We start from the raw sequence: 25,090 nt of genomic DNA, 5'->3' as shown, positions 1-25,090 counted from the left end.
GAAAGGGACAGTATCACCTTTTATCCACCGGTAAAAGCGTGAATTCCGCTTGCCTGAATGGCCCGGCGCGAGTAGTTTGACGCGATAATTTTAGCTAATCTCCACAACAGGATCTTTTCGATGCCAAGAGCGAACGAAATCAAAAAAGGTATGGTACTGAACTACAACGGCAAGCTGCTGATTGTGAAAGATATTGATATTCAGTCCCCCACCGCCCGCGGCGCTGCCACGCTGTATAAAATGCGCTTTTCCGACGTCCGCACCGGGCTGAAGGTTGAAGAGCGTTTTAAAGGCGATGACATCGTTGATACCGTCACCCTGAACCGTCGTGGCGTCGATTTCTCTTATATCGATGGCAATGAATATGTGTTCATGGATAAAGAAGACTACACCCCGTATACCTTCACCAAAGATCAGATTGAAGATGAGCTGCTGTTTATGCCGGAAGGCGGTATGCCGGATATGCAGGTTCTGCTCTGGGACGGCCAGCTGCTGGCGCTTGAACTGCCGCAGACGGTGGATCTGGAAATCGTGGAAACCGCGCCGGGCATTAAAGGCGCTTCAGCCAGCGCGCGCAACAAGCCCGCTACGCTGAGCACGGGTCTGGTGATTCAGGTGCCGGAATACCTGAGCGCCGGAGAGAAAATCCGTATCCATATCGAAGAGCGTCGTTATATGGGGCGCGCGGACTAATCCGGGAAAGTGCCGGATGGCGGCGTAAACGCCTTATCCGTATATGGACACCTCCCGTTATGCAAGCCACTAATCATGTTTTGTGTAACGGGAGTAAGATGCTTTCGTATATCCGGCCTTTCTTTCGGCACCGTCGTGCCCGGCCATGATGTTATCTGCACACCTGGTTCCATTCGGCCTGACGGCTTTGCTTCGCAGGGAGCCTTCGGATAAACCGGAGTTTTCAGGTGTCGGTCTTACCTGTTACACATTTGTGCTTAATGACTCTGCAATCTCACGACAGGATTATTCTTTTCTCTCACTCTTACCGTTTCGTTCTACATCACGCGATATTCTTCTTCCCGACTCAGCACGGCCCACGCGATACGGGCATTTTTGTTCGCCATGGCGACCGTTGCGACATTCCTGTTACGTCTTTCTGCCACTGACTGCAGCCACTGGCTTCGACGGTCTTCCTTGTTACCGCAGGCATTCAGTACTGCACGCGCTCCGTGGATCAGCAGCGTTCGCAGGTAGCTGTCACCCCGCTTACTGATGTGACCCAGCCGGTTTTTTCCGCCGCTTGAGTGCTGCCCGGGAACCAGCCCCAGCCAGGCCGCCATTTCACGTCCGTTTTTAAACTGTCTTGCATTACCCACTGCTGCAACCAGCGCGCTGGCGGTTACCGGGCCAATCCCGCTGATCTCCTGAAGCCGCCTGATACGGTCATCGTCCTGCGCCAGCTGTTTAAGCCGCCGGTCATAACGCGCCAGTCGGTCATCCAGTATCTGCAATTCCTCCGCTAACTCGCACAGCAGACGGATAAAGCGGTTATCCCATTGTTCCTGCTGAGAAAGTATCTCCGGCAGTGCTCGTCTGAGCGCGGCAAGCCCGACAGGAAGCACAAGGCCAAACTCGCCCAGCATGCCGCGTATCTCGTTGCTGAGCGCCGTTCTGTCGCGAAGCAGGCGGGCACGAACCCGGTGCTCTGCCTGCATGCTCTGTTGCGCTTCAGATTTAACGGCAACATAGCGCATACCGGGCCTGCTGACGGCCTCGCAGATAGCTTCGGCATCATTGGCATCGTTTTTGTTGCCCTTCAGATAAGGCTTAACGAACCGGGGCGGGATAATACGGACAGAGTGCCCGAGTCGGGTCAACTCTCTGGCCCAGTAATGCGAGGAGCCGCAGGCTTCGATACCAATAAGACAGGGCTCAAGCCGGGCGAAAAAGACAAGCATCTGTGAACGGCGCAGTGTTTTACGGAGAACAACGCGTTCATGGTGATCAACGCCATGAAGCTGAAAAACCAGCTTTGCGAGATCGAGGCCAATACGTTTAATATTCATGTGGACACCTCCCCCTGGGAACTGAAGTTAACACCTCAGTCTGGCACTAATGATGCCGTAAGGTGGGAGGTGTCCATCACATCGGCCTGCATACTTGTCAAAACACTGCCGGATGGCGGCGTAAACGCCTTATCCGGCCTACGTACTTGCCAAAACACTGCCGGATGGCGGCGCAAATGCCTTATCCGGCCTACGTACTTGCCAAAACATTGCCGGATGGCGGCATAAACGCCTTATCCGGCCTACGTACTTGCCAAAACATTGCCGGATGGCGGCGTAAACGCCTTATCCAGCCTACATACTCGTCAAAACATTGCCGGATGGCGGCATAAATGCCTTATCCGGCCTACGTACTTGTCAAAACACTGCCGGATGGCGGCATAAACGCCTTATCCGGCCTACGTAATTGCCAAAACATGCCGGATGGCGCGGCCTACGTTTTCGCTGTAGATACTGTTATCGCCTGCAAGCTTTTTTATTTTCCGCCTTACCGGATTGCAGGCATACCAGTCACAGCGCCGTCAGGCGCTGTTTTTTCATCCCTTCCACCATATTTTACGCTGCTACCGGATTATGCCGGGACGCATCGAACGGCACGCCTGACTTCAGAACACCGTACGCCACCTGCGCCAGCTTGCGCATCATCGCACCGATTATCACTTTCCCTTTTTTACCGTTCCCTGCCAGACGGTCACGGAACGCTCTTCCCCATTCCGTTTTACTTACCGCCACCATCGCAGGCATATACAGCGCCCTGCGAAGCGACGCATGTCCGGCTTTACTCATCCGGCTGGCCCTGTTCACACTGCTGCCTGATTCATACCGCCGCGGCGTCAGACCCGCAAAAGCGGCGAACTGCCTGGCATGGGTGAAGCGCTCCTTCAGACCGGTATAAGCCAGTAATACCGCGGACGTTTTCTCCCCGATGCCCGGGATACTTTCCAGCAGCTTCCTGCGGTGCTTCATATCCGGGTCATCATCCGTCAGGTCCTTTATCTGCTTTTCGATGCGCTTAAGTTCGGCATGAAGCCACAGCAGATGGGCGTCTATACTCGGACGCTGCACCTCACGCGCTGTCTCCAGGCGGTTCAGCTCCTGCGTGTGCATGTCCGTCAGCGACTGATGGCGCAGCACCAGAGCCCGCAGGGCCCGTTCAACCGGATGCGGGGCTTCCCACGCCGGAGGGCGCTTCTGACGACAGAACTCTGCCAGCATACGGGCATCCACTGCATCGGTTTTGCTGCGCAGACCTTCACTCTGTGCAAAGGCTTTACCCAGGGCGGGGTTGATGACGGAGACGGTGTAACCGGCATCACTGAGATGAGCGGCAACGTCTTCCATATACGTACTGGTGGCTTCCATGCAGATATGTGCCGGTGCCACGCGATGACCGCTGAGCCAGCGGAGAAGTTCGTCGTGGCCCTTCGGGGTGTTGGCAAATTTTTTGCTGCGGTGACGGCCATCAGGCCGCAACACATCGACATCCAGCTTAGCTTTAGAGACATCGATACCGATAAAATGAAGTTCCTGTTCCATAGTGAGACCAGCCTTGTGAATGCGGATTACCGGGAAAACCGGTCCATGATACTGTCCGGTTTGTCACTTGTGGAGAACGGCGGTCCGCTGCATAAATCTACGTCACAGGTTATTAGCCTGAGGCCTGATACGGCATGCGGACCGCATGGCAGAGAGAACTGGCCGGTTCTCCCTGCACTGAAGGGATAATACAAGGCCTGATAAGCGCAGCGCCATCAGGCAAACTTACGCGCTATTACAGCAGGTCGGGGAAGCGGATCTTCTTCAGCGCCAGCTCAACGCCGCGCACTTCCGCCAGGCCTTTCAGACGACCGATCGCGGAATATCCCGGATTGGTTTTCTTATGCAAATCGTCCAGCATCTGATGTCCATGGTCAGGACGCATCGGAATCGGGCGTAAATCTCCCGCCTTCTTCCTGCGCTGCTCCTCGCTCAGAATCGCCGTCACTACGGCGACCATGTCGACATCCCCTTGCAGGTGCGCGCCTTCGTGGAAGGTTTTCGGATTCTCTTCACGGCAGGTGGCGCGCAGGTGCGTAAAGTGAATGCGATCGCCAAAGGTTTCAATCATCTTAACCAGATCATTATCCGCGCGCACGCCGTAGGAACCGGTGCACATGGTGAATCCGTTGTTAATGCTGTCGACCGTCTCTTTCAGCCACTGCATATCTTCAATGGTTGAAACAATGCGCGGCAGGCCGAGGATCGGACGCGGCGGATCGTCCGGATGAACGGCCAGACGCACGCCCACCTCTTCCGCCACCGGCACAATCGCGCGCAGGAATACCGCCATGTTTTCACGCAGATCGTCTTTGCTGATGCCGTCGTACTCCGCCAGGCGCGCACGGAACTGATCGAGGGTATAGCCCTCTTCCGCCCCCGGCAGGCCGGCAATAATATTACGGGTCAGCTTTTCGATATCCGCTTCGCTCATGGCGTTGAAATAGTCCAGCGCCTGACGCCGTTCCTCTTCACTGTAATCCGCTTCTGCGCCTGCTCGTTGCAGGATATGCAGCTCGAAGGCGGCAAAGGCGATCTGGTCGAAACGCAGCGCTTTTGAGCCGTCCGGCAACTGGTATTCCAGATCGGTACGCGTCCAGTCGAGGATCGGCATAAAGTTGTAGCAAACGGTATCAATGCCGCAGGCCGCCAGATTACGGATGCTCTGCTGGTAGTTGGCAATCCAGGTCTGATACTGTCCGGAGCGGGTTTTAATCTCTTCATGCACAGGAATGCTTTCGACCACGGACCAGGTGAGCCCTTTTTCAGCCAGCATCGCCTGACGCTTTTTGATCTCTTCAACCGGCCATACTTCGCCGTTTGGAATATGGTGCAATGCGGTCACAACGCCCGTTGCGCCAGCCTGACGCACATCATCAAGCGATACCGGATCGTTTGGACCGTACCAACGCCAGGTTTGTTCCATTGTTCACCTCACAAGTTGTTATACCAAAACAGGGTCATTTAATGACGACTACCATACAGGCTTCTGCCTGCCGATCAATCCGGGGCGCATCATTGATTGATCCAGCTCACATTCCCCGGAATAATTCGGCTTACCAATTTAATTTGTTGTCATATAACTTTACACTGACACTGTTAATTTACGGTTAATCAGGTGTTTATTAAATGACAACAATTGCTTCAGCAACCCTGCCGGATGGCGTCCGCACGCCGCACTATGACCGCAGCCAGCTAAAATCGCGTATCGTGCATTTTGGCTTTGGCGCTTTTCACCGCGCCCACCAGGCGCTGCTGACTGACCGGGTGCTGAATACGCAAGGCGGCGACTGGGGCATTTGCGAGATCAGTTTATTCAGCGGCGATGTCCTTATGCGCCAGCTCCGCGCACAGGATCATTTATATACCGTGCTGGAAAAAGGGGCGGACGGCAATCAGGCGATTATCATCGGCGCGGTCAACGAATGTCTGAACGCGAAGCTGGATTCGCTTGCCGCCATTATTGAAAAATTCTGCGAACCGCAGGTGGCGATCGTCTCGCTGACCATCACCGAAAAAGGTTACTGTATCGACCCGGCGACGGGCGCCCTCGATCTGAATAATGAGCGCATTATTCACGATCTCAACTCGCCAGAGTCCCCGCACTCCGCGCCCGGTATTCTGGTTGAAGCGCTGGCCCGTCGCCGGGAACGGGGTTTAGCGCCTTTCTCCGTCCTCTCCTGCGATAACATCCCTGACAACGGCCACGTGGTCAAAAACGCCGTACTGGGAATGGCGGAAAAGCGCTCTCCTGAGCTGGCCGCATGGATTCGCGAACGCATCAGCTTTCCCGGCACGATGGTTGACCGGATAGTACCCGCCGCGACGGATGAATCGCTGGCGGAAATTACCGACCAGCTGGGCGTTGCCGACCCGTGCGCCATCAGCTGCGAGCCGTTTATCCAGTGGGTGGTTGAAGATAACTTTGTCGCCGGACGTCCGGCCTGGGAAAGCGCGGGCGTGCAGATGGTCGACGACGTGCAGCCTTGGGAAGAGATGAAGCTGCGGATGCTGAACGGCAGCCACTCGTTCCTCGCCTGGCTCGGCTATCTTTCCGGCTTCCGGCATATTAATGAATGTATGCAGGACAGCGCCTTCCGCGAAGCCGCATTTCGCCTGATGATGGACGAACAGGCGCCGACGCTGCGTATTACCGACGTGGATCTCACCGGCTATGCCGAAAGTTTAATCGCCCGTTTCGCCAATCCGGCGCTGAAGCATAAAACCTGGCAAATCGCGATGGACGGCAGCCAGAAGCTGCCGCAGCGAATGCTGGCGGGCATCCGCATCCATTTGCAGCGCGGCAGCGTGTGGCCGCTGCTGGCGCTGGGCGTCGCCGGATGGATGCGCTACGTCAGCGGTACGGATGACGCTGGCGAACAAATTGACGTTCGCGATCCGCTGATCGATAAAATCCGCGCCCGGGTCGCAGGTAGCGAGGAGCATGAGCGGGTGGCGAGCCTGCTGACGTTGCAGGAAATTTTCGGCGACGATCTCCCCAAAAACCCAACATTTGTTACGGCTATTGAAACAGCCTGGCAGCAGATCGCGCTGCACTGCGCGCATCAGGCGGTAATCAATACGTTAAAAAATTAACAATTTCTGCCATTAAGGCGAACGAACGTCCTCTTCGTTCGCCCCGACCTTCTCTTTTCCGCTATTCTTCGCCAGGATTAAGGCATATCGTTACGACATATGATTGTGGAGCAGGCGTGACTAAAACTAACCTCATCACCGGTTTCCTCGGCAGCGGAAAAACCACTTCTATCCTTCATTTATTAGCGCACAAGCCTCCCGCGGAAAAATGGGCGGTGCTGGTCAATGAGTTCGGCGAGGTCGGCATCGACGGCGCGCTGCTGGCGGATAGCGGCGCATTGCTGAAAGAGATCCCCGGCGGTTGTATGTGCTGCGTCAACGGCCTGCCGATGCAGGTTGGCCTGAATACCCTGCTGCGGCAGGGAAAGCCGGATCGCCTGCTGATCGAACCGACCGGGCTGGGTCACCCGAAACAGATCCTCGACCTGCTTACCGCCCCGGTATACGAGCCGTGGATCGACCTTCGAGCCACCCTGTGCATTCTCGATCCGCGCCTGCTGCTGGATGAAAGCAGCCGGAATAATGACAATTTCCGCGACCAGCTGGCGGCGGCGGACATCATCGTGGCAAATAAAACCGACCGCGCGACCGCCGAAAGTGAAAGCGCGCTGCGCGCCTGGTGGCAGCAAAACGGCGGCGATCGCCAGCTCGTCCAGGCCGATCACGGGCAGATTGACGGCCAGCTGCTGGATTTGCCGCGTCGAAACCTGCGGGAACTCCCTGCCAGCGCGGCGCACGCGCACAGCCATCAGGAAAAAAGAGGACTGGCGGCGCTGAGTCTGCCCGCGCAGCAGCGCTGGCGACGCAGCCTGAACAGCGGCCAGGGACATCAGGCCTGCGGCTGGATTTTCGACGCCGATACCATTTTCGATACCATCGGCTTACTGGAGTGGGCGCGTCTGGCGCCGGTCGGGCGGGTAAAGGGGGTGATGCGCATCCCGGAAGGTCTGGTACGGATTAACCGCCAGGGCGAGGATCTCCATATTGAAACGCAGAACGTGGCGCCGCCGGACAGTCGCATTGAGCTTATTTCAGCCAGCGAAGCCGACTGGAACGGACTACAAAGCGCGTTGTTGAAGCTTCGTTTAACTGAGCAGGCGTAATGTTCCGCACTTTGTTAAAAAAATGAAAGATGTAAATATGAAAACCCGGTTGTCACAGATACTTTTGCTGAACGTTGCAGGCCTGACCTTATTCATGAGCTGGTATCTTCCCGCGAATCATGGCTTCTGGTTCCCGCTGGACTCCGGTATTTTCCACTTCTTTAATCAACAACTGGTGGAAAGCCGGGCCTTTCTCTGGCTGATCGCGCTGACGAACAACCGCGCGTTTGACGCCTGTTCCCTGCTGGCAATGGGCTGTCTGATGCTCAGCTTCTGGCTGAAAGAGACGCCAGCGGGACGGCGTCGCATTGTGATTATCGGAGTGGTCATGCTGCTTACCGCCGTGATCCTTAACCAGCTGGGCCAGGCGCTGCTGCCGGTAAAACGCGCAAGTCCGACGCTAAGCTTTGGGGACATTTATCGGGTGAGCGAACTGCTGCACATTCCGACCAAGGATGCTTCAAAAGACAGCTTCCCCGGCGATCACGGAATGATGCTGCTTATTTTCGCGGCCTTTATGCTGCGCTATTTTGGTAAAAAAGCGGGCTTTATCGGCCTTATTATTGCTGTGGTTTTTGCCTTTCCGCGCGTAATGATTGGCGCACACTGGCTTACCGATATCGTAGTGGGTTCGCTGACCGTGGTATTGATTGGCCTGCCCTGGTGCCTGATGACGCCATTAAGCGATCGGCTTATCGTCCTTTTCGAAAATTATCTTCCCGGTCACAATAAACATAATTTAAACAAATAATTTAATTTTATTAACATCATCAGAGCAGGATCGTAAACCCTGATGATGTATAATGACATTGATCAATTTTCATTCATTACCCCGCTAACAATTTCCGTTATCAATGAACGGGTTGCCCGCTTTCTGTACGGTTTGCGCTTAATTTAACCAATGCCGTTTATTCACTTTTTGTATCACAATTTCTTATAAGAAATCAGATAAAATCGCTCGCAATGCCAGCTGCGTTCGGGTAACCTCAAACTCGTTTTGCCTCGCTATGGAATTATTCTCACCGCGAATAAATTTGTGCGTTCCGCCACAGTTTTGCGCTTAAAGAATTGTCTCAAAGTGCTCAGGTAATTAGTCTCGTCACGTTTGGCATTTTTATAACGATATTTATCGTTAAGGACTTCAAGGGAAAACAGACAAAATGGTCAAATCTCAACCAATTTTGAGATATATCCTGCGCGGAATCCCCGCCATAGCAGTAGCGGTACTGCTTTCTGCATGTAGCACAACCAATACCGCAAAGAATATGCATCCTGAGATGCCTGGTGTGAGCCAGGAAACTTCATCACTACAAGCCTCTCAGGATGAATTTGAGAACATGGTGCGTAACCTCGATGTCAAATCGCGGCTTATGGATCAGTATGCGGCCTGGAAAGGCGTCCGCTATCGTCTTGGCGGCACCTCTAAAAAAGGCATTGATTGTTCCAGCTTTGTACAGCGTACATTCCGTGAACAGTTTGGCTTAGAACTTCCGCGTTCGACCTACGAACAACAGGAAATGGGTAAATCCGTTTCGCGCAGTAATCTGCGTACTGGCGATCTGGTGCTGTTTCGTGCCGGGTCAACGGGGCGTCACGTTGGGATCTACATCGGCAACAACCAGTTTGTCCATGCCTCTACCAGCAGCGGCGTCATTATCTCCAGCATGAACGAACCGTACTGGAATAAACGCTACAACGAAGCGCGCAGGGTACTCACCAACAGCTAATCGTTTGGTTGCTCTCCCTTGGCTATCCTGACGAAACTGATATAAAGCACCGCTCCGACGGTGCTTTTTTTACAATACCCTGCCGAGGCTGTGGAAAAGCATGACGCGCCGAACCATTCCAGGCTATAGTCCTGTAATTAAATCACTTTAGTCGCTGTCGGCACTCTCAGGTCAACCAGATATCATGTTCACTCGCGTCTTAACGTCCGGCCGTAAAATCGTGCTGACCAGCCTGGTGACCGGGATCATCGTTGCCATTCTCACCAGCAGTCTGCAATTTTTAATGACCTGGCACAGCCGTGAAGTCAAATACGACACCCTGATATCCGACATTCAGCACTATCTTGACCGCTATTTTGCCGATCTAAAAAGCACCACCGATATTCTTCAGCCGCTGACCATAAGCTCCTGCCAGCACGTTGGCGCCGAACTCACCTCCCGCGCCGCCTTTAGCCTGAACGTCCGCGCCTTTTTACTGATTAAAGAAAAAAAAGCGTTTTGCTCATCGGCCACCGGCGCCATGGATAGCCTGATCACCGATCTGGTGCCCAATATCGATATCCGGAAAGCTATCGATATGGTGATCCTGCCCGGTACGCCAATGATGCCCAATAAACCTGCGATGGTGATTTGGTATCGCAACCCGTTGCTGGTGCACAGCGGCGTACTCACCTCGCTGAACGTCAATCTCACGCCCTATCTGCTGTATACCGCACGACAGGAGGAGTTTGATGGGGTGGCGATCGTTATCGGTAAAAACGTACTATCAACCTTTTCCGACCGCCTGCTGACCGTTGACGAGCTGGTCGCCGACCCCATACGGGAAGCGAAGATTGAAGGCGTTCCGGTGACGATCCGCCTTTATGCGAAAAGATGGCCGCTGGCGGAACTGTGGTATGCCCTGCTGCTCGGCGGGATGATGGGTAGCATTGCGGGACTGCTTTGCTATTACATTATGAGCATCCGCTTGCGACACGGAAAAGAGATCCTTATCGGCATCAAGCGCGATCAGTTCTATGTGGTTTACCAGCCGGTGGTTGATACCGAAACCCTCAACGTGACGGGGCTTGAGGCGCTGCTGCGCTGGAAGCACCCGACGGCCGGGGAGATCCCGCCCGATGCCTTCATTAATTATGCAGAAGCGCAGCAGATGATTGTCCCGCTGACCCAGCATCTTTTTAAGCTGATCGTCCGCGACGCACCTGCGTTACAAAACGTCCTGCCCGTCGGCGCGAAATTCGGCATTAACATCGCCCCGGCGCATCTGCATAGCAGCAGTTTTAAAGAGGACGTGCGCCAGCTGGCCGCCGCCCTGCCGCCTAATCATTTCCAGTTTGTGCTGGAAATTACCGAACGCGATATGCTCAGACAGCATGAGGCCCAGCAGCTCTTTGAGTGGCTGCATGACGCCGGTTTTGAAATCGCCATTGATGACTTTGGCACCGGTCACAGCGCGCTCATCTATCTTGAACAATATACCCTCGATTATCTGAAAATCGATCGCGGGTTTATTCATGCTATCGGTACGGAGACGGTCACCTCGCCGGTGCTCGACGCGGTGCTGACGCTGGCGAAACGCCTCAATATGATGACAGTTGCTGAAGGCGTTGAAACGCCGGAACAGGCGAAATGGCTGCATGAGAGAGGAGTTCGCTTTCTTCAGGGATACTGGATCAGCCGTCCCCTGTCGGTGGATGAATTTGTCCGCTGGGTGTCCGAACCGCGCACGCTGAGGTGGTAACGCGCCAGTACATGGATTCACAATACGCCCCGTCTGCCCTATTATTCAGTCATATCGCGTTGCCTGCGCGGGCAGGTATTCAACATAAGGGATCCCATTACAAATGATTGTTCGCGTAATGCTGCTGTTGATGCTGTCAGTGAGCGTTGGCGCCCAGGCGCAGCAAATTAAAGAGAGCTACGCCTTTTCGGTGCTGGGCGAACCGCGGTACGCCTTTAACTTCGATCATTTTGATTACGCTAACCCGGCGGCGCCGAAAGGGGGACAGATTACCCTTTCCGCCATTGGCACCTTCGATAACTTCAACCGCTACGCCATGCGCGGCAACCCCGGCGCGCGTACCGAGCAGCTCTACGATACCCTGTTTACCACCTCTGACGATGAGCCAGCCAGTTATTATCCGCTGATCGCCGAGAGCGCCCGCTACGCAGAGGATTATTCGTGGGTGGAGGTTACGATGAATCCCCACGCCCGCTTCCACGACGGTAGCCCGATTATGGCGAAAGATGTCGCCTTCACCTTTCATAAGTTTATGACCGAAGGCGTCCCGCAGTTCCGCCTGGTTTATAAAGGCACCACCGTTAAAGCTATCGCGCCGCTGACCGTACGCTTCGAATTAGCGAAGCCCGGCAAAGAGGATATGCTGAGCCTGTTCTCATTGCCGGTGATGCCGGAGTCCTACTGGAAAGATCATAAGCTTAGCGACCCGCTCTCAACGCCGCCGCTGAGCAGCGGTCCCTATCGCATCAGCAGCTGGAAAATGGGCCAGTACATTGTCTATACGCGGGTGAAGGATTACTGGGCGGCGAATCTGCCGGTGAACCGCGGACGCTGGAATTTTGATACCATCCGCTATGACTATTATCTCGACGACAACGTGGCTTTCGAAGCGTTCAAAGCCGGGGCGTTTGACCTGCGGCTGGAAGGCGATGCGAAAAACTGGGCGACGCGCTATGTCGGGAAAAACTTTAAGCATCAGTACATCATCAAAGATGAACAGAAAAATGAATCGGCGCAGGATACGCGCTGGCTGGCGTTTAATATCCAGCGCCCGGTGTTCAGCGACCGCCGCGTGCGCGAAGCCATCACCCTCGCCTTTGATTTTGAATGGATGAACAAAGCGCTGTTTTATAATGCCTTCAGCCGGGCCAACAGCTATTTTCAGAATACGGAATATGCCGCCAGGGATTATCCGGATGCCGCCGAACTGGTGCTGCTGGCGCCAATGAAAAAGGATCTGCCGCCGGAACTCTTTAGCCAGATTTATCAGCCGCCCGTTTCAAAAGGCGATGGTTTCGATCGCGATAACCTGCTGAAGGCCGATAACCTGCTGAAAGAGGCTGGTTGGGAACTGCAAGGCCAGCAGCGGGTTAACGCCGCCACCGGCAAACAGCTCACCTTCGAACTGCTCATCCCGGCAGGCGGCAACAATCAGTGGGTATTGCCGTTCCGGCACAATCTGCAACGCCTGGGCATTACGATGAATATTCGTCAGGTCGATAATTCGCAAATCACCAACCGTATGCGCAGCCGCGATTACGACATGATGCCGAGGTTATGGCGGGCAATGCCCTGGCCAAGTTCCGATCTGCAAATCTCATGGGCCTCCGAATACATCAATTCAAGCTATAACGCGCCGGGCGTAAAAAGCCCGGTAATCGATAAGCTGATTGCGCAAATCATCGCCGCGCAGGGGAATAAAGAAAAATTAATTCCGCTCGGTCGCGCGCTGGACAGGGTGCTGACCTGGAACTATTACATGCTGCCAATGTGGTATATGGCCGAAGACAGGCTGGCCTGGTGGGATAAATTTTCCCGCCCGGCCACGCGTCCCGTATATTCCCTCGGACTGGATACCTGGTGGTATGACGTCAACCGGGCAGCCAGATTACCTGCCGCCAGACGCCAGGGAGAATAAATGGCCGCCTATCTGATTCGCCGTTTGCTGCTGGTGATCCCGACGCTGTGGGCGATCATCACCATTAACTTTTTTATCGTGCAAATTGCCCCCGGTGGCCCCGTCGATCAGGCGATTGCCGCCATCGAGTTTGGTCAGGCGGGGGCGTTGCCCGGCGCGGGAAGCGAGGGCGTGCGCGCCAGCCACGCCCAGACCGGCGTCGGCAATATCAGCGACAGCCACTACCGCGGCGGGCGCGGGCTTGACCCGGAGGTGATTGCCGAAATCACCAAACGCTATGGGTTTGATAAGCCGCTGCATGAGCGTTACTTCGCGATGCTCTGGAATTACATCCGCTTTGATTTTGGTGACAGCCTGTTTCGCAGCGCGTCGGTGCTGACGCTGATTAAAGACAGCCTGCCGGTATCAATCACCCTTGGGCTGTGGAGCACCTTAATCATCTACCTGGTCTCTATCCCGTTAGGGATCCGTAAAGCTGTGTACAACGGCAGCCGCTTCGACGTCTGGAGCAGCGTCTTTATTATTATCGGTTACGCCATTCCGGCGTTTCTGTTCGCTATTTTACTGATTGTCTTTTTTGCCGGCGGCAGCTACTACGATCTGTTTCCGCTGCGCGGTCTGGTGTCGGCGAATTTTGACGCCCTGCCCTGGTATCAGAAGGTGACCGACTATCTCTGGCACATTACCCTGCCGGTGCTGGCGACTGTGATTGGCGGTTTTGCCGCGCTCACCATGCTGACCAAAAATTCTTTTCTCGATGAAGTGCGCAAACAGTACGTGGTGACCGCGCGGGCAAAAGGGGTAAGCGAAAAAAATATTCTCTGGAAACACGTTTTTCGCAACGCCATGCTGCTGGTGATCGCCGGCTTCCCCGCCACCTTTATCAGCATGTTTTTCACCGGCTCGCTGCTGATCGAAGTGATGTTTTCACTGAACGGTCTGGGGCTGCTGGGCTATGAAGCCACGGTATCCCGCGACTATCCGGTGATGTTTGGCACGTTATACATCTTCACCCTGATTGGCCTGCTGCTGAATATTCTCAGCGATATCAGCTATACGCTGGTCGATCCGCGTATCGATTTTGAGGGACGTTAATGGCGCGTTTAAGCCCCGTCAATCAGGCCCGCTGGGCGCGTTTTCGCCACAATCGCCGTGGTTACTGGTCGTTATGGATCTTTTTACTGCTGTTTGCGCTGAGCCTGTGCTCTGAGCTGGTGGCTAACGATAAACCCCTGCTGGTGCGCTATAACGAAAGCTGGTATTTTCCGCTGGTGAAAAATTACAGCGAAAGCGATTTTGGCGGTCCGCTGGCGACCAGAGCGGACTTTCAGGATCCGTGGCTGAAGCAGCAGCTGGAAAATCACGGCTGGATCCTCTGGGCGCCGGTGCGCTTTGGCGCCAACAGCATTAACTTCTCTACCGACCGCCCTTTCCCTTCGCCGCCTTCGGCGCAGAACTGGCTGGGCACCGACGCCAACGGCGGCGACGTGCTGGCGCGAATTCTCTACGGCACCCGCATCTCCATCCTCTTCGGCCTGATGCTGACCCTGTGTTCCAGCGTAATGGGTGTGCTGGCCGGCGCGCTTCAGGGCTATTACGGCGGTAAAGTGGATTTATGGGGTCAGCGGTTTATCGAAGTCTGGTCAGGTATGCCGACGCTCTTTTTGATCATCCTGCTGTCAAGCGTGGTGCAGCCGAACTTCTGGTGGCTGCTGGCGATAACGGTGCTGTTTGGCTGGATGAGTCTGGTGGGCGTGGTGCGCGCGGAGTTTTTACGCACCCGCAACTTCGACTACATCCGCGCCGCCCAGGCGCTGGGCGTCAGCGACCGCAGCATTATTTTTCGCCATATGCTGCCGAACGCGATGGTCGCTACGCTGACCTTCCTGCCGTTTATTTTATGCAGTTCCATCACCACCCTGACGTCGCTGGATTTCCTCGGCTTCGGTCTGCCGTTAGGTTCCCCTTCGCTGGGCGAACTGCTATTGCAGGGGAAAAACAACCTTCAGGCGCCGTGGCTAGGCATCGCCGCATTTTTATCGGTAGCGATTTTACTCTCGCTGCTCATTTTCATCGGCGAAGCCGTCCGCGACGCCTTCGATCCGAATAAGGCGGTGTAAGATGACGCAACCGTTACTGTCGATAGACCAGCTCACCCTCGGCTTTCGCCGGCAAGGGCACGTTCGCACGGTAGTGAACGACATTACGCTGACGGTCAACGCTGGCGAAACGCTGGCGCTGGTCGGCGAATCGGGTTCCGGCAAAAGCGTCACGGCGCTGTCGATCCTGCGGCTGTTGCCCTCCCCGCCGGCAGTTTACCTTGCCGGCGATATCCGCTTTCACGGCGAGTCGCTGCTTCACGCCAGTGAACAGACGCTTCGCGGCGTGCGCGGCGACAAAATCGCCATGATCTTCCAGGAACCGATGGTTTCGCTTAATCCGCTCCACAATCTGGAAAAACAGCTTTATGAGGTGCTTTCGCTGCACCGGGGAATGCGGCGGGAAGCGGCCCGCGCCGAGATCGTAAGCTGCCTCGATCGCGTCGGCATTCGCCAGGCGGCGAAACGGCTGGGTGATTATCCGCATCAGCTGTCCGGGGGCGAACGCCAGCGCGTCATGATTGCGATGGCGCTTCTGACGCGACCGGAGCTGCTGATTGCCGATGAGCCGACCACCGCGCTGGACGTTTCCGTCCAGGCGCAGATCCTGCAACTGCTGCGTGAACTTCAGCGCGAGCTGAACATGGGAATGCTGTTTATTACCCATAACCTGAGTATCGTGAGAAAGCTGGCCGACAGCGTGGCGGTGATGCAAAACGGTCGCTGCGTCGAGCAAAACCGCGCAGACAGACTTCTTCATGCCCCCGCCCACCCTTACAGCCAGAAATTGCTTAACAGCGAACCTGCGGGCGATCCCGTACCGCTCTCCTCCGACCGCCCACCGCTGCTCAGGGTGGAAAATCTGCGCGTCGCCTTCCCGATTCGTAAAGGGATCCTCAAGCGGGTGGTGGCGAATAACGAAGTGGTTAAAGGGATCAGCTTCAGTCTGCGCCCCGGTGAAACGCTTGGGCTGGTAGGCGAGTCAGGTTCCGGCAAAAGTACCACCGGGCTTGCGCTGCTGCGCCTGATCTCATCGCAGGGCGGCATTGAATTTGACGGACAGCAGTTACAGCATCTCAGACGCCGTCAACTGTTGCCGGTGCGCCATCGCATTCAGGTAGTGTTTCAGGACCCGAACTCGTCGCTGAATCCCCGTCTGAGCGTGCTGCAAATCATTGAGGAAGGGCTGCGCGTGCACCAACCGTCCCTTACCGCCGAACAGCGTGAGCAGCAGGTGATGGCAGTGATGGCTGAGGTGGGGCTGGATGCAGAGACGCGACACCGCTATCCGGCGGAGTTTTCCGGCGGCCAGCGCCAGCGCATCGCAATTGCCCGCGCGCTGATCCTGAAGCCGTCACTGATTATTCTTGATGAGCCAACCTCGTCTCTCGACCGTACCGTGCAGGCGCAAATACTTGCGCTGCTGAAATCGCTACAGGCAAAGCATCAGCTGGCCTATATTTTCATAAGCCACGATCTGCACGTCGTACGCGCGTTATGCCATCAGGTGATTGTGCTGAGACAAGGAGAGGTCGTTGAGCAGGGACAGTGCGAGCATGTGTTTAACGCGCCGCAGCAGGCGTACACGCGTCAGCTTCTCGCGCTAAGCTGACGCTTAAAATGGGTTATTGACGGCAAACGGTTCGGCAATGGCCACACCGAAGTTTTTCAGCCGACAGGTCGCGGCGAACTCATCCTGGCGATTCACAAACAGGCACGGTTCGCCCTCACACTCCAGCACCGAGCACGGCACTTCGATATCACTGAGCGCCTGGCTGAGCTTATGCATCACCGGCCATGCGCTGTCGCCGTCCGGACTCAGCAGCTTAAGCGCCACGAGGCTGTTCTCTGCGCCCTGACCATTTTGCGGAATCGGTTCAACTTTCGAACCTGCGAAACCGGCTGACCAGCGATAGGTCTGCGGCAGGCGGTGTACGATTGAGAGCTGTAATGTTGTCACTTTTCTTTCCCCGGAAGCACAAAATACTTCACAATTATTTTACATCCATTTTAACACATCATTGACAATCCGTCCTTAAACAGATGGGCAACGTTGCGATCCTCGTCCCGCGTGACCTGTATGGCCTTTTTTAAAGAGATTTTTACTGTCGGGACCCCTTCCACGGGCTATATGTACCCGTTTCTGCGATCTAACTCAACCTTTTTAACTACAATGATGTGACTTTTTACATAAATTGATTTTACATAAAATAAACATATATCGGGGAAATGATGAAGTGCTGGTTGATATACATCAACAAAGGAAGCCGCCTGGCTTCCATGTTGTGCTATCGATCACCGTTTTTTCGGACGGCTTGCATAGAGGTAAAACAAAATTGAGCAGGTCGCACAGAATGCAATGGACCAGATCATCGGCCAGGCAGAGTTAAAGGTCGCCAGCGACAGTAACGCCCCGACTACCGCGCCAATGCCAAAACGGAAGGTTCCCGCCAGCGACGACGCCGTACCCGCCATATGCGGGAACTCGTCAAGGATCACCGCCATCGCGTTAGATGAGATCATCGACACGCAGCCGACAAACACGGCGACGCCCAGCACCAGCGCCCAGAAGCCAACGCCAAAGAGCGCGCTGGCTACCATCCATACTGCCATCGCCAGCTGGATCCACAATCCGGTACGAAACATCTTCAGCGCGCCAATGCGGCGTACGAAGCGGCTGTTGAAAATCGTCATAATGAACAAAAAGACGATATTCAGCGCAAAGTAGTAGCCGAAGTGCTGCGGCGGAACGTGGTTAATTTCGATATAAACGAAAGGACCGGCGCTGAGAAACGAGAACATCCCGGCGAAGCTAAAGCCGCTCGCCAGCATATAGCTCAGCACCCGCTTATGCCGGAACAGCGAGGCGAAGTTGCCTATCGTGGTGCGGATATGGAACGGCTGGCGGCGCTCGACCGGCAGGGTTTCGTTGATCAGCATGGCAATCATTACCGACGCCAGCACCGCCGCGACCGCAAGGATCCAGAAAATCCAGTGCCAGCTGAGCCACACCAGCACCCAACCGCCGATAATCGGCGCCATCAGCGGCGCGATGGTGGTGACCAGCATGACAAACGACATCATGCGCGAGAACTCTTCCTTCGGATACATATCACGCATCAGCGCATTGATCACCACGCTGGCGGCCGCTGCCGCGAGGCCGTGGAAGAAACGCATTACGATAAGCTGGTCGATAGTTTGTGCCAGCGCGCAGGCCACCGCGGCGGCGGCGAAAACCAGCGTCCCGCCGATGATCACCGGCTTACGCCCGAGGCTGTCCGCCATCGGCCCGTACAGCAACTGCCCGAGCGCAAAGCCCAGGATATAGGTGCTGAGGGTCATCTGCGCGCTGCCCGCCGGGACGGCGAACTGTTCAGCGATCACCGGCAGCGCCGGAAGATACATATCAATCGACAGCGGCATCAGCATCGCCAGCAGGCCGAGAATAAAGACAATGGCAAAAGACGAACGCTGCCGGGTGGTCACAAATGAGCTCCTGAATATATCAACGCGTGGCTTAACCCACGCTGGCAATTTCTTCTTCAGTCAAGGGGCGATATTCGCCCGGCGCAAGGTCAGCATCAAGGGCGATGGCGCCGATCCGCTCACGGTGCAGCGCCACCACGTGGTTGCCAACCGCCGCGAACATACGTTTCACCTGATGGTAACGCCCTTCGCTGATGGTCAGGCGCACCTGGGTAGGAGTAATCACCTCCAGTTCCGCCGGTCTGGTGAGATCTTTCTCATTATGCAACTGCACGCCTTTGGCGAACTGCTCCGCGGTATCGTCGGCGACAGGCGATTCCAGGGTGACGAGATAGGTTTTTTCGCAATGGTGGCGCGGAGAGGTAATGCGGTGCGACCACTGTCCGTCGTCGGTCATCAGCACCAGGCCAGTGGTGTCAATATCCAGACGTCCTGCGGCATGGAGCTTCCAGGCCACCGGCTCATCGAGAAAATAGAGCACCGTCGGGTGATCCGGGTCGTCCGTCGAACAAACGTAACCCTGCGGTTTATTGAGCATAAAGTAACGGGGGCCATGTTGCTGAACCAGCGTGTTGCCGTCATATTCGACGGCGTGCTCCGGCAGGAGTTTGAACGCCGCATTGCGGACAATCTCGCCATCCACGGTAACACGGCTGGCGCGGATCTCACGCCCGGCAATAGCGCGGCTGACGCCGAGTTGCTGAGCGATAAATTTATCAAGTCGCATGAGTTTGATTTTGCCTGTAAAAATACGGGAATCGGGCAGCGAGCCCGAAAGTGGAGCCGTTATTTGCCCAGTATAGCGGGCTAACAACATCCCTCAAGGGAAAACGATTCGTGGCATACTATACCTGAGTTCGTTACGCATTGTGAGACCATGATTTTTACACTTCGCCCCTATCAGCAGGAAGCCGTGGACGCCACGCTTAACCATTTTCGCCGCCATCGCACGCCCGCGGTGATTGTCCTGCCCACCGGGGCGGGCAAAAGCCTGGTGATCGCCGAACTGGCGCGCGTCGCTAAAGGGCGCGTGCTGGTGCTGGCGCACGTGAAAGAACTGGTGGCGCAGAATCATGCCAAATATTGCGCGCTGGGGCTGGAAGCCGACATTTTCGCCGCCGGGCTTAAGCGTAAAGAGAGCCACGGCAAAGTGGTGTTTGGCAGCGTACAGTCGGTGGCGCGCAACCTGGACGCTTTTCAGCATGAATTTTCCCTGCTGATTGTCGATGAATGTCACCGCATCGGCGACGACGATGAAAGCCAGTATCAGCAAATCCTCACCCAGCTGACGAAGGTGAACCCTCACCTGCGCCTGCTGGGGCTGACCGCTACCCCCTTTCGGCTGGGCAAAGGCTGGATCTACCATTTTCATTATCATGGCATGGTGCGCGGCGACGAAAAAGCGCTGTTTCGCGACTGCATCTATGAGCTGCCTTTGCGCTATATGATTAAGCACGGCTACCTCACACCGCCGGAACGGCTTGATATGCCGGTAGTGCAGTACGACTTCAGCCGCCTGCAGGCGCAGAGCAACGGTCTGTTCAGCGAGGCCGATCTTAACCGGGAGCTGAAAAAACAGCGGCGCATCACGCCGCATATCGTCAGCCAGATCGTCGAATTTGCTCAGAATCGCAAAGGGGTGATGATTTTTGCCGCCACCGTAGAACACGCCAAAGAGATCGTCGGACTGCTGCCCGCCACCGACGCCGCGCTGATTACCGGCGATACGCCGGGCGCCGCGCGCGACGAGCTAATCGAGGCCTTTAAAGAACAGCGTTTCCGCTATCTGGTCAATGTCTCCGTCTTAACCACCGGTTTTGACGCGCCGCATGTCGATCTGATCGCCATACTTCGCCCCACCGAGTCGGTCAGTCTGTATCAGCAGATCGTCGGACGCGGCCTGCGTCTCGCACCGGGAAAAACCGACTGTCTGATTCTGGATTACGCCGGGAACCCGCACGATCTCTATTCGCCAGAGGTCGGCAGCCCGAAAGGGAAAAGTGACAACGTACCCGTGCAGGTCTTCTGTCCGGCCTGCGGGTTTGCCAACACCTTCTGGGGGAAAACCACCGCGGACGGCACGCTGATCGAGCACTTCGGCCGCCGCTGCCAGGGCTGGTTCGAAGATGATGACGGACACCGCGAACAGTGCGACTTCCGCTTTCGCTTTAAAAACTGCCCGCAGTGCAACGCCGAAAACGACATCGCCGCCCGCCGCTGTCGCCAGTGCGACACGATCCTGGTCGATCCCGATGATATGCTGAAGGCGGCGCTGAAGCTGAAAGACGCGCTGGTGCTGCGCTGTAGCGGTATGGCTTTACAGCACGGTCATGATGAGAAAGGCGAATGGCTGAAAATCACCTACTACGATGAGGACGGCGCGGACGTCAGCGAGCGATTTCGCTTACAGACGCCCGCCCAGCGTACCGCCTTTGAGCAGCTGTTTATTCGTCCGCATACCCGCACGCCGGGCGTTCCGCTGCGCTGGATCACCGCCGCGGATATCCTCGCGCAACAGCCGCTGCTGCGCCATCCTGATTTTGTGGTCGCGCGGATGAAAGGCCAGTACTGGCAGGTGCGGGAAAAAGTATTCGATTACGAAGGCCGCTTCCGCCGGGCGCACGAATTACGCGGTTAATCGTAGTTTTGATTGATGTGTCCGGCGTTTGAGTATAGAATCTCGCCCGCTTTTGCATACGCAAAGCAGATCGCTTACCTGTTGCTGGGTCGCCTGTAGCAGGAATTATTAAAGAGAGATTTAAATGTTTACTATCAACGCTGAAGTACGTAAAGAGCAGGGTAAGGGTGCGAGCCGCCGCCTGCGTGCCGCTAACAAGTTCCCGGCGATCATCTACGGTGGCAAAGAAGCCCCGATCGCTATCGAACTGGATCACGACCAGGTTATGAACATGCAGGTTAAGCCTGAGTTCTACAGCGAAGTGCTGACCATCGTGGTTGACGGTAAAGAAGTAAAAGTTAAAGCTCAGGCTGTACAGCGTCACGCGTTCAAGCCGAAGCTGACTCACATCGACTTCGTTCGCGCGTAATCGCCAACCTGTCGTAGAGAACCCCGCCGCGGCGGGGTTTTTTTATGGCCGTTAATTCCCGCCTGAGGTGCGACGCTGCAGCTGATCGCGCAGGTTCGGCGGCGTGCCTTTGATGGTCAGCGTATCGGTGGCCGGATCCCAGAAAATACGCTCGCCTAACAGCATCGCGTCGAAGTTAATGGTTAACCCGCCGCCGCTGCCGGCATATTTGGTCAACTGGCGCAGGGTGCTGCGATCCGCCGGGAAGCTCTCTTCCAGCTCGTAGCCTTTTTCAGCGGTAAACTCGCTGAAGCTCACTTCACTGACGCCGGCAAGCTCTTTCGACAGCGACGCCAGCTCAATCTCTTCTCCGGCCTGGAGCTGCTCGTTGCAGTAGCTGTAAACCTGCTGGCGCACGTTCTGGCGCTCAGATTTATCAAGCTGCGCTTCGGCGGTGAAGTCATCAACGGCCTGCAACAGCCCCCGGTTTTGCGCTTTGGCGTTCAGCCCCTCGCTGGCGCCGAGGAAATCCATAAAGAAGTCGGCAACCTTACGCCCTACCCGCCCTTTCAGGAAGGTCAGATAACGGGTGGACTCCGGGTTGGTCTCCCATTCGGTCAGATCGATACGCGCCACAATATCCGCATGGTTGATATCCAGATAGTGCGTCGGGTTGATGTCGAGATTTTCATTGACGCGCATACTGCTTAAGTTATTCAGTACCGTCACCAGCAGGTACTCGACCGCCAGATAGCGGTAGTGGCAGAACAGCACGATACCGCCATCGGCAAAGGGATACTTCGCTAACTCGTCGCGTAAACGGCCGGTCGCCGCGCGGCTAAAGGCAAGAAAGTCTTCCTCACCCTGACGCTGCAACCGCAGCGCCTGCGCCAGTTCACTCTCTTCGCTGAACAGGCCGTATGCTTTATTTTTCGCGCTGTAGACCCGATGCAGTTCGGCCACCATCTCCACAACGGTGTTTGTCGGTTCCAGTAATGAATCGCGCAGCACCAGTTCAAGATTTTGCTCATCGCGCTTGATGAGCTGATGCAGGGCAATCTGGTTGATATCCAGACTCATGATAAACTCTCCTTTAAGACCGGGCGGTATTCAACCATCCCCCGCGAAGCGACGCAACAGAAGATGCCGCGACGTTTTGTCTGTAGCACGGTAATACGAATTATTTGCGGATAAAAATGCGGAAAAAAAACTGCTGCTACGGTAATATGTTGCCCTTTCATAAACAAACTGATTTCGATTTATGCCACAAATTTCCCGCTATAGTGACGAACACGTTGAACAACTGCTCACCGAGATGCTCAACGTACTGGAAAAACATAAGGCGCCGACTGACCTTTCCCTGATGGTGCTGGGAAACATGGTCACTAACCTTATCAATACCAGCATTGCCCCGGCTCAGCGCCAGGCGATCGCCGACTCCTTTGCCCGCGCATTGCAGTCTTCGGTTAACGACGACAAAGCGCACTAAAAGCCGACCCGGAGAAACGAACGACAAGTTATGGTAACTCATCGTCAGCGCTACCGTGAAAAAGTCTCCCAGATGGTTAGCTGGGGACACTGGTTTGCACTGTTCAACATTCTGCTGGCTATCGTGCTCGGCAGCCGTTACCTGTTTGTCGCCGACTGGCCGACGACGCTGACCGGTCGCGTTTACTCCTACCTGAGCATTGTCGGACACTTCAGCTTTCTGGTGTTTGCCGCCTATTTGCTGATTCTGTTCCCGCTGACGTTTATCGTCATGTCCCAGCGGCTGATGCGATTCCTGTCGGCGATTCTGGCGACGGCCGGGATGACGCTGTTGCTCATCGACAGCGAAGTGTTCACCCGTTTCCACCTGCATCTCAACCCCATCGTCTGGGAACTGGTGATTAACCCGGATCAGAACGAAATGGCGCGCGACTGGCAGCTGATGTTTATCAGCGTGCCGGTGATCCTGCTGATAGAAATGCTGTTTGCGACCTGGAGCTGGCAGAAACTGCGCAGCCTGACGCGTCGCCGCCATTTTGCCAGGCCGCTGGCCGTTTTCTTCTTTGTATCATTTATTGCCTCGCACGTGGTCTATATCTGGGCCGACGCCAATTTCTATCGCCCGATTACCATGCAGCGCGCCAACCTGCCTCTCTCTTATCCGATGACGGCGCGCCGTTTTCTGGAGAAACACGGCCTGCTGGACGCGCAGGAGTATCAGCGTCGGCTGGTTGAACAGGGGAATCCGGAAGCGGTTTCCGTGCAGTACCCGTTAAGCGAGCTGCGCTATCGCGACATGGGCACCGGGCAAAATGTCCTGCTGATCACCGTGGATGGCCTGAACTACTCCCGTTATGAAAAGCAGATGCCTGCCCTCGCCGATTTTGCCGGACAGAGCATTGCCTTCACCCGTCATATGAGTTCCGGCAACACCACCGACAACGGTATCTTTGGCCTGTTCTACGGCGTGTCGCCGAGCTATATGGACGGCATTTTATCTACCCGAACGCCCGCCGCGCTGATCTCAGCCTTAAACCAGCAGGGCTACCAGCTGGGGCTGTTCTCCTCCGACGGCTTCACCAGCCCGCTGTATCGCCAGGCGCTGCTATCGGACTTCTCGATGCCGAGCGTACGCACTCAGTCCGATGAGCAAACCGCCAGCCAGTGGATTAACTGGTTAGGCCGTTACGCCCAGGAAGATAACCGCTGGTTCTCATGGGTGTCGTTTAACGGCACAAACGTTGATGACGGCAATCAGAAAAACTTTGCCCGCCGTTACGCCCGCGCCGCCGCAGATGTCGATAAGCAGATAAGCCGCGTGCTTGGCGCGCTGCGCGACTCCGGCAAGCTGGATAAAACGGTGGTGATCGTTACTGCTGGTCGCGGCATACCGTTAACCGAGGCGGAGAAACGCTTCAACTGGTCGCGCGGACACCTGCAGGTTCCGTTAATCATTCACTGGCCTGGCACGCCTGCCCAGCGGATTAACAGCCTGACCGATCATACGGATGTGATGACCACCCTGATGCAGCGGCTGCTCCACGTCAGCACGCCTGCCAACGAATATTCGCAGGGACAGGATCTGTTTAACGCTAACCGTCGTCACTACTGGGTGACCGCCGCAGATGGCAACACGCTGGCGATCACCACGCCAGAGATGACGCTGGTGCTGAGCAGCAACGGCAAGTATCAGAGCTATGATTTACGCGGCGAGAAGATTGACGATCAGAAACCGCAGCTCAGTTTGCTGTTGCAGGTGCTGACCGACGAGAAACGCTTTATCGCTAATTGATTTATAATTAATCAGTTAGCCTGTCGTCCCCTTGCATTCGTTGTGGAAAGCGGTAGT

At 55.6% G+C, this 25,090-nt stretch carries 21 protein-coding genes; 14 read left to right on the top strand and 7 right to left on the bottom strand.

Features of this window, described 5'->3' with window-relative positions; translation table 11 throughout:
- Positions 1-120 precede the first annotated feature (120 nt).
- Positions 121-693, top strand: a complete 573-nt coding sequence (gene yeiP / locus K7R23_RS14965; protein ID WP_012906498.1) for an elongation factor P-like protein YeiP — start codon at positions 121-123, stop codon at positions 691-693.
- A 317-nt stretch (positions 694-1,010) separates the two neighbouring features.
- On the opposite strand, the gene K7R23_RS14960 is transcribed toward yeiP, so the two are convergent.
- From K7R23_RS14960 to uxuA, 3 genes are all read right to left on the bottom strand, one after another.
- Positions 1,011-2,021 carry an IS110-like element ISCro5 family transposase gene (locus K7R23_RS14960; protein ID WP_012904517.1) on the bottom strand — a complete coding sequence of 337 codons (1,011 nt, stop codon included), beginning with the start codon at positions 2,019-2,021 and terminating at the stop codon, positions 1,011-1,013.
- Between the two features lie 555 nt (positions 2,022-2,576).
- Positions 2,577-3,557 (bottom strand): IS110-like element ISCro4 family transposase, encoded by a 981-nt coding sequence (locus K7R23_RS14955; RefSeq protein ID WP_012904434.1) that lies wholly within the window; start codon positions 3,555-3,557, stop codon positions 2,577-2,579.
- Between the two features lie 235 nt (positions 3,558-3,792).
- Positions 3,793-4,983, bottom strand: a complete 1,191-nt coding sequence (gene uxuA / locus K7R23_RS14950) for a mannonate dehydratase (RefSeq protein WP_012906499.1) — start codon at positions 4,981-4,983, stop codon at positions 3,793-3,795.
- A 203-nt stretch (positions 4,984-5,186) separates the two neighbouring features.
- Here uxuA and K7R23_RS14945 point away from each other — a divergent pair, with 203 nt between their 5' ends.
- The 9 genes from K7R23_RS14945 (at position 5,187) to yejF (ending at position 16,853) form a co-directional block, all read left to right on the top strand.
- Positions 5,187-6,653: a mannitol dehydrogenase family protein gene (locus tag K7R23_RS14945; RefSeq protein ID WP_012906500.1), complete on the top strand. Its 1,467-nt coding sequence runs from the start codon at positions 5,187-5,189 to the stop codon at positions 6,651-6,653.
- A gap of 116 nt (positions 6,654-6,769) precedes the next feature.
- Positions 6,770-7,756, top strand: a complete 987-nt coding sequence (locus tag K7R23_RS14940) for a CobW family GTP-binding protein (protein ID WP_012906501.1) — start codon at positions 6,770-6,772, stop codon at positions 7,754-7,756.
- 22 nt (positions 7,757-7,778) lie between these two features.
- Positions 7,779-8,507: a phosphatase PAP2 family protein gene (locus tag K7R23_RS14935; RefSeq protein ID WP_081442309.1), complete on the top strand. Its 729-nt coding sequence runs from the start codon at positions 7,779-7,781 to the stop codon at positions 8,505-8,507.
- A gap of 409 nt (positions 8,508-8,916) precedes the next feature.
- Positions 8,917-9,483: a bifunctional murein DD-endopeptidase/murein LD-carboxypeptidase gene (gene mepS, locus K7R23_RS14930; RefSeq protein WP_012906503.1), complete on the top strand. Its 567-nt coding sequence runs from the start codon at positions 8,917-8,919 to the stop codon at positions 9,481-9,483.
- Positions 9,484-9,667: 184 nt separating this feature from the next.
- Entirely contained in the window at positions 9,668-11,224 is a 1,557-nt protein-coding gene (locus K7R23_RS14925) for a cyclic di-GMP phosphodiesterase (protein ID WP_012906504.1), read from the top strand.
- A 103-nt stretch (positions 11,225-11,327) separates the two neighbouring features.
- Complete coding sequence (locus K7R23_RS14920) at positions 11,328-13,142, top strand: extracellular solute-binding protein (protein WP_012906505.1); 1,815 nt, start codon at positions 11,328-11,330, stop codon at positions 13,140-13,142.
- Entirely contained in the window at positions 13,143-14,237 is a 1,095-nt protein-coding gene (locus tag K7R23_RS14915; protein ID WP_012906506.1) for a microcin C ABC transporter permease YejB, read from the top strand.
- Positions 14,237-15,262 (top strand): ABC transporter permease, encoded by a 1,026-nt coding sequence (locus K7R23_RS14910; protein WP_012906507.1) that lies wholly within the window; start codon positions 14,237-14,239, stop codon positions 15,260-15,262. Before K7R23_RS14915 ends, K7R23_RS14910 begins: the two co-directional genes overlap by 1 nt.
- A gap of 1 nt (position 15,263) precedes the next feature.
- The gene (gene yejF / locus K7R23_RS14905; protein ID WP_012906508.1) at positions 15,264-16,853 is read left to right on the top strand and encodes a microcin C ABC transporter ATP-binding protein YejF; all 1,590 of its coding nucleotides are present in this window, start codon (positions 15,264-15,266) and stop codon (positions 16,851-16,853) included.
- Between the two features lie 3 nt (positions 16,854-16,856).
- Here yejF and K7R23_RS14900 read toward each other — a convergent pair whose 3' ends face one another.
- From K7R23_RS14900 to rsuA, 3 genes are all read right to left on the bottom strand, one after another.
- Positions 16,857-17,201, bottom strand: coding sequence for a YejG family protein (locus K7R23_RS14900; RefSeq protein WP_012906509.1), 345 nt, complete (start codon positions 17,199-17,201; stop codon positions 16,857-16,859).
- 335 nt (positions 17,202-17,536) lie between these two features.
- Positions 17,537-18,727, bottom strand: coding sequence for a Bcr/CflA family multidrug efflux MFS transporter (locus K7R23_RS14895; RefSeq protein ID WP_012906510.1), 1,191 nt, complete (start codon positions 18,725-18,727; stop codon positions 17,537-17,539).
- A 31-nt stretch (positions 18,728-18,758) separates the two neighbouring features.
- Entirely contained in the window at positions 18,759-19,454 is a 696-nt protein-coding gene (gene rsuA / locus K7R23_RS14890; RefSeq protein WP_012906511.1) for a 16S rRNA pseudouridine(516) synthase RsuA, read from the bottom strand.
- Positions 19,455-19,604: 150 nt separating this feature from the next.
- Between rsuA and radD the strand changes: the two genes are divergently transcribed.
- A complete protein-coding gene (gene radD, locus K7R23_RS14885) occupies positions 19,605-21,365 on the top strand; it encodes a DNA repair helicase RadD (RefSeq protein WP_012906512.1) in 1,761 nt (586 codons plus the stop codon).
- A gap of 124 nt (positions 21,366-21,489) precedes the next feature.
- Entirely contained in the window at positions 21,490-21,774 is a 285-nt protein-coding gene (rplY, locus tag K7R23_RS14880) for a 50S ribosomal protein L25 (RefSeq protein WP_012906513.1), read from the top strand.
- 51 nt (positions 21,775-21,825) lie between these two features.
- Here rplY and yejK read toward each other — a convergent pair whose 3' ends face one another.
- Positions 21,826-22,833 (bottom strand): nucleoid-associated protein YejK, encoded by a 1,008-nt coding sequence (gene yejK, locus K7R23_RS14875; protein WP_012906514.1) that lies wholly within the window; start codon positions 22,831-22,833, stop codon positions 21,826-21,828.
- Positions 22,834-23,014: 181 nt separating this feature from the next.
- On the opposite strand from yejK, the gene K7R23_RS14870 reads away from it, so the two are divergent.
- Positions 23,015-23,242, top strand: a complete 228-nt coding sequence (locus K7R23_RS14870; protein WP_012906516.1) for a YejL family protein — start codon at positions 23,015-23,017, stop codon at positions 23,240-23,242.
- A gap of 30 nt (positions 23,243-23,272) precedes the next feature.
- Positions 23,273-25,033: an LPS biosynthesis-modulating metalloenzyme YejM gene (yejM, locus tag K7R23_RS14865; protein ID WP_012906517.1), complete on the top strand. Its 1,761-nt coding sequence runs from the start codon at positions 23,273-23,275 to the stop codon at positions 25,031-25,033.
- Positions 25,034-25,090: the final 57 nt, after the last annotated feature.

The sequence above is a fragment of the Citrobacter rodentium NBRC 105723 = DSM 16636 genome (genome assembly GCF_021278985.1).
GTDB lineage: Bacteria > Pseudomonadota > Gammaproteobacteria > Enterobacterales > Enterobacteriaceae > Citrobacter_A > Citrobacter_A rodentium.
Note: the sequence above shows the minus strand (reverse complement) of the source record. Positions and strands in the feature narration are given on the sequence as shown.

Excerpts from the sequence above, each read along its gene's own strand:
- mepS (WP_012906503.1), top strand. The coding sequence starts at position 8,917 with ATGGTCAAATCTCAACCAATTTTGAGATATATCCTGCGCGGAATCCCC.
- K7R23_RS14955 (WP_012904434.1), bottom strand. The coding sequence starts at position 3,557 with ATGGAACAGGAACTTCATTTTATCGGTATCGATGTCTCTAAAGCTAAG.
- K7R23_RS14870 (WP_012906516.1), top strand. The coding sequence starts at position 23,015 with ATGCCACAAATTTCCCGCTATAGTGACGAACACGTTGAACAACTGCTC.
- K7R23_RS14945 (WP_012906500.1), top strand. The coding sequence starts at position 5,187 with ATGACAACAATTGCTTCAGCAACCCTGCCGGATGGCGTCCGCACGCCG.
- radD (WP_012906512.1), top strand. The coding sequence starts at position 19,605 with ATGATTTTTACACTTCGCCCCTATCAGCAGGAAGCCGTGGACGCCACG.
- rplY (WP_012906513.1), top strand. The coding sequence starts at position 21,490 with ATGTTTACTATCAACGCTGAAGTACGTAAAGAGCAGGGTAAGGGTGCG.
- yejK (WP_012906514.1), bottom strand. The coding sequence starts at position 22,833 with ATGAGTCTGGATATCAACCAGATTGCCCTGCATCAGCTCATCAAGCGC.
- yejM (WP_012906517.1), top strand. The coding sequence starts at position 23,273 with ATGGTAACTCATCGTCAGCGCTACCGTGAAAAAGTCTCCCAGATGGTT.
- K7R23_RS14915 (WP_012906506.1), top strand. The coding sequence starts at position 13,143 with ATGGCCGCCTATCTGATTCGCCGTTTGCTGCTGGTGATCCCGACGCTG.
- K7R23_RS14920 (WP_012906505.1), top strand. The coding sequence starts at position 11,328 with ATGATTGTTCGCGTAATGCTGCTGTTGATGCTGTCAGTGAGCGTTGGC.
- yeiP (WP_012906498.1), top strand. The coding sequence starts at position 121 with ATGCCAAGAGCGAACGAAATCAAAAAAGGTATGGTACTGAACTACAAC.
- K7R23_RS14960 (WP_012904517.1), bottom strand. The coding sequence starts at position 2,021 with ATGAATATTAAACGTATTGGCCTCGATCTCGCAAAGCTGGTTTTTCAG.
- rsuA (WP_012906511.1), bottom strand. The coding sequence starts at position 19,454 with ATGCGACTTGATAAATTTATCGCTCAGCAACTCGGCGTCAGCCGCGCT.
- K7R23_RS14910 (WP_012906507.1), top strand. The coding sequence starts at position 14,237 with ATGGCGCGTTTAAGCCCCGTCAATCAGGCCCGCTGGGCGCGTTTTCGC.
- uxuA (WP_012906499.1), bottom strand. The coding sequence starts at position 4,983 with ATGGAACAAACCTGGCGTTGGTACGGTCCAAACGATCCGGTATCGCTT.
- K7R23_RS14925 (WP_012906504.1), top strand. The coding sequence starts at position 9,668 with ATGTTCACTCGCGTCTTAACGTCCGGCCGTAAAATCGTGCTGACCAGC.
- K7R23_RS14935 (WP_081442309.1), top strand. The coding sequence starts at position 7,779 with ATGAAAGATGTAAATATGAAAACCCGGTTGTCACAGATACTTTTGCTG.
- yejF (WP_012906508.1), top strand. The coding sequence starts at position 15,264 with ATGACGCAACCGTTACTGTCGATAGACCAGCTCACCCTCGGCTTTCGC.